This window comes from Bartonella sp. AP258QHHD (genome assembly GCF_042196145.1).
Classification (GTDB): domain Bacteria; phylum Pseudomonadota; class Alphaproteobacteria; order Rhizobiales; family Rhizobiaceae; genus Bartonella.
The window spans coordinates 1-3,034 of the sequence record NZ_JBHIPR010000005.1; the positions used below are offsets into that span (position 1 = coordinate 1).

Here is a 3,034-nt window from a genome sequence, read left to right on the forward strand (position 1 = left end):
CAGGTGGAAATTTGCTTCCTTATCAAGACAAAATCCAAAAGAAACTTATGGATTGTCCAACTATCACACTTCAAACCGCAAGTGGAATAGAAAAAGTCATTCCTTGCGCAAAAATCACAGCAAAAGGAATTGGTGTGCTGTCTCAAGAGCTTAAAAGACAAAGCATGCATTAAGAGGAGGTTATCATGATAAAAAAGAAATATAAACTCACTGATGAAACAATCAAAATTGATGGAATAACGCTTTATCGCATACGCGCCTTAAAAGATTTTGATGATGTCAAAGAAGGCGACCTTGGAGGCTTTGTCGAGAGTGAATGGAATCTTAGCCATGATGATAATTGCTGGGTTGGAGGCAATGCTTGTATTTATCAAAATGCATATATCTCTGAAAATGCGAAGGTTTATGATGATGCCGAAGTTTATAATAACGCAAAAGTTCGTGGTAATGCCATAGTAGCCGGCGATACAGCATTTTATGGAAGTGACGCTATTTTAAGGTAGGGGGGATAAATCATGGAAAAAAAATACGAATTGACTGATGAAATGGATGAAGTTGGCGGACGCACGCTTTACCGCATACGTGCATTAAAAGATTTTGGAAATGTCAAAAAGGTGACCTTGGCGGTTTTATTGAAAAGGAAGGCAATCTTAGTCATGGGGGCGATTGTTGGGTTGGAGATTATGCTAGGGTTTATGATAATGCTCGTGTTTATCAAAATGCACATATTTCCGGTTATGCCTATGTTTATGGTGATGCGCGGGTTTATGGAGATGCACTCGTTTCTGATGAAGCAAAAGTTTACAATTATGCAGAAATTTACGGTGATGCATACGTTTACGGTGACGCTAAAGTTTTTGATCATGCACATGTTTATGGCAATTCTCATGTTTATTATGAAGCATATGTTTACGATAAGGCAAGCGTTTATGGAAATGCAAAAGTTGGCGGTAATACACACATTTACGGAAATGTAAAAATTTACGGTGATGCGGATTTACGTTGTGAAGATTGGATTGGCAGCAATAGCAGAATATCCACTGGAGCAAACTAATGGAAAAGAAGTACGAACTTACTGATGAGAAAGCTGAGTTTAAAGGGGTAACTCTTCACCGTATCCGCGCTTTAAGAGACTTTGGAGTTATTAAAAAAGGTAATTTAGGCGGCTTTATAGAACATGAAAACAACCTATCGCATCATGGTAATTGCTGGGTAGGTGGTAATGCATTCGTCTTATCTTGTGCTTGCGTTTACGATAATGCTCAAGTTTATGATGATGCTGAAGTTTATGGTAGTGCACGAATTAAACATAATGCACATGTTTACGGTTTTGCCGAAGTTTATGGAATGGCAACAGTTTCCGGTAATGCACGTATTTATGGCGACGCAAAAATTTATCGTGATGCGGATATTGATGGCGATAACGTCATGTCCACTGGAGAAAAAGCATGGTGAAAAAATACGAATTGACTAATGAAACCACCGATATTGTAAGTTGCCATACATTGTACCGCATTCGTGCTTTAAGAGATTTTGATGATGTTAAGGCTGGGGACCTTGGGGGCTTTATAGAAAATGAAAGCAATCTCTCTCATGATGGCAATTGCTGGGTCTACGATAATGCTTGTGTTACTTGGGGTTCAAAAATTTATGACAATGCAAAAATTTATAATAACGCCCGAGTATATGGTGGTGGTCGCATTTTTGAAAACGCACAGATTTACGGAAATGCAATTGTTTATCCCAATGCAAGAGTTTATGGCGACGCAAAAATTTACGGAGATTCAGAGATCTGCGGAGAAAGCCGTATCACAACAAACGAGAAAAAATAAATCATGTATAAATATGGAATTAAACCTACCTTGTGTGCACAGTTAGTTGTGAGAAATACTCACAATCTAGGTGAACTTTGTATCACTATCTCTGGGTATAAAGACGAGCCTTATGTAGATACCATAATTTCTGAAGACATAATGCAGCCTATAAAATCCAAACTCTAACAACCAAACCAACTTTTAACACATGCGTGATTCACGCCACGGGTGAATTGCGCTCAAATAGGAGGAAATCAAGATGAGTGAACTAAGTACCACACAAACGGAATTAGTGGAAAAAACGAACGATTGTGAAATCAAACCTACAGCTATGGAGCTTATTTTAGAAAGAGCTTTAGAAAATGATGTCGATATGGATCGTCTCAAGCGTCTTCTTGAATTGCGATAACAAGAGATAAAACGACAAGAGCGCCAAAACTTTGTCCGTGATCTTTCTACTATACAAGTGGAATATAAAAATATCGAACAAAATGCCATTAATACACATACTAAAAGCCTCTATACAACGCTTGATAAATATATTGATGCTATTAAAGAACCTCTTGCAAAACATCACTTTGCCTTGTTCTCTCGTATCAAAGACCAGCGTTCAAATGACATAACTGTAGAAATGACTTTAAAGCATATATCGGGCAATGAAATATCAACACAAGGAACATTTCCCATTGATGCTACGGGAAGCAAAAATAACACACAAGCGGTTGGTTCTACTATAAGCTACGCACGTAGATATCTCTTAGGCATGCTTCTTAATGTTGCAAGAAAAGAAGACGATACAGATGGAATAACACTTCTTGCGGGTATCTCTTCTGAACAGATGAATGAAATCAAAGAATTAATTAAAAAAACACAATCTGAAGAAAGTAGGCTTCTCTCTTTCATAGGAGTAAAAAATCTAAAAGATATGTCTTTTAAACAAGCACAAACCGCTTTGTTTTCTTTGAAAAAAAAAGCAACGAAAGCAAATGAATAAAGCACAACAAGAGCAATTAGATGCACCTATACAAGATATCGAATATGCGCCAACTCAACAAGAAACGGCGGTGTGAAATGGAACAAAGGACAGCAGAGTGGTTTCAAGCGCGCTTGGGTAAAGTCACTGCATCTAATGTCTACAGCGTACTCAGTAAGACAGCAAAAGGTTTTCCTACAAGCAAATATGAAGACTACAAAACGAAACTCATGACAGAACGCTTAAT

Annotated in this window: 4 protein-coding genes and 2 pseudogenes; all 6 read left to right on the top strand. The window is 37.7% G+C overall.

Translation table 11 applies throughout. The features are described from left to right. Nucleotides 1-185 precede the first annotated feature (185 nt). The gene (locus ACFIMM_RS00715; protein WP_375607465.1) at nucleotides 186-503 is read left to right on the top strand and encodes a hypothetical protein; all 318 of its coding nucleotides are present in this window, start codon (nucleotides 186-188) and stop codon (nucleotides 501-503) included. A 128-nt stretch (nucleotides 504-631) separates the two neighbouring features. After that, nucleotides 632-1,054: a hypothetical protein gene (locus ACFIMM_RS00720; RefSeq protein ID WP_375692569.1), complete on the top strand. Its 423-nt coding sequence runs from the start codon at nucleotides 632-634 to the stop codon at nucleotides 1,052-1,054. Further along, the gene (locus tag ACFIMM_RS00725; RefSeq protein ID WP_375613985.1) at nucleotides 1,054-1,455 is read left to right on the top strand and encodes a hypothetical protein; all 402 of its coding nucleotides are present in this window, start codon (nucleotides 1,054-1,056) and stop codon (nucleotides 1,453-1,455) included. Before ACFIMM_RS00720 ends, ACFIMM_RS00725 begins: the two co-directional genes overlap by 1 nt. Then, nucleotides 1,449-1,832 (top strand): hypothetical protein, encoded by a 384-nt coding sequence (locus tag ACFIMM_RS00730; RefSeq protein WP_273790346.1) that lies wholly within the window; start codon nucleotides 1,449-1,451, stop codon nucleotides 1,830-1,832. Before ACFIMM_RS00725 ends, ACFIMM_RS00730 begins: the two co-directional genes overlap by 7 nt. A 241-nt stretch (nucleotides 1,833-2,073) precedes the next feature. Further along, nucleotides 2,074-2,884 (top strand): annotated as a pseudogene (locus ACFIMM_RS00735) (ERF family protein). Between the two features lies 1 nt (nucleotide 2,885). Next, nucleotides 2,886-3,034: pseudogene (locus ACFIMM_RS00740) on the top strand (exonuclease); the annotation flags it as partial.

Bases quoted from the DNA above. Each gene is read 5' to 3' on its own strand.
- ACFIMM_RS00715 (WP_375607465.1), top strand. From the start codon at position 186: ATGATAAAAAAGAAATATAAACTCACTGATGAAACAATCAAAATTGAT.
- ACFIMM_RS00725 (WP_375613985.1), top strand. From the start codon at position 1,054: ATGGAAAAGAAGTACGAACTTACTGATGAGAAAGCTGAGTTTAAAGGG.
- ACFIMM_RS00730 (WP_273790346.1), top strand. From the start codon at position 1,449: ATGGTGAAAAAATACGAATTGACTAATGAAACCACCGATATTGTAAGT.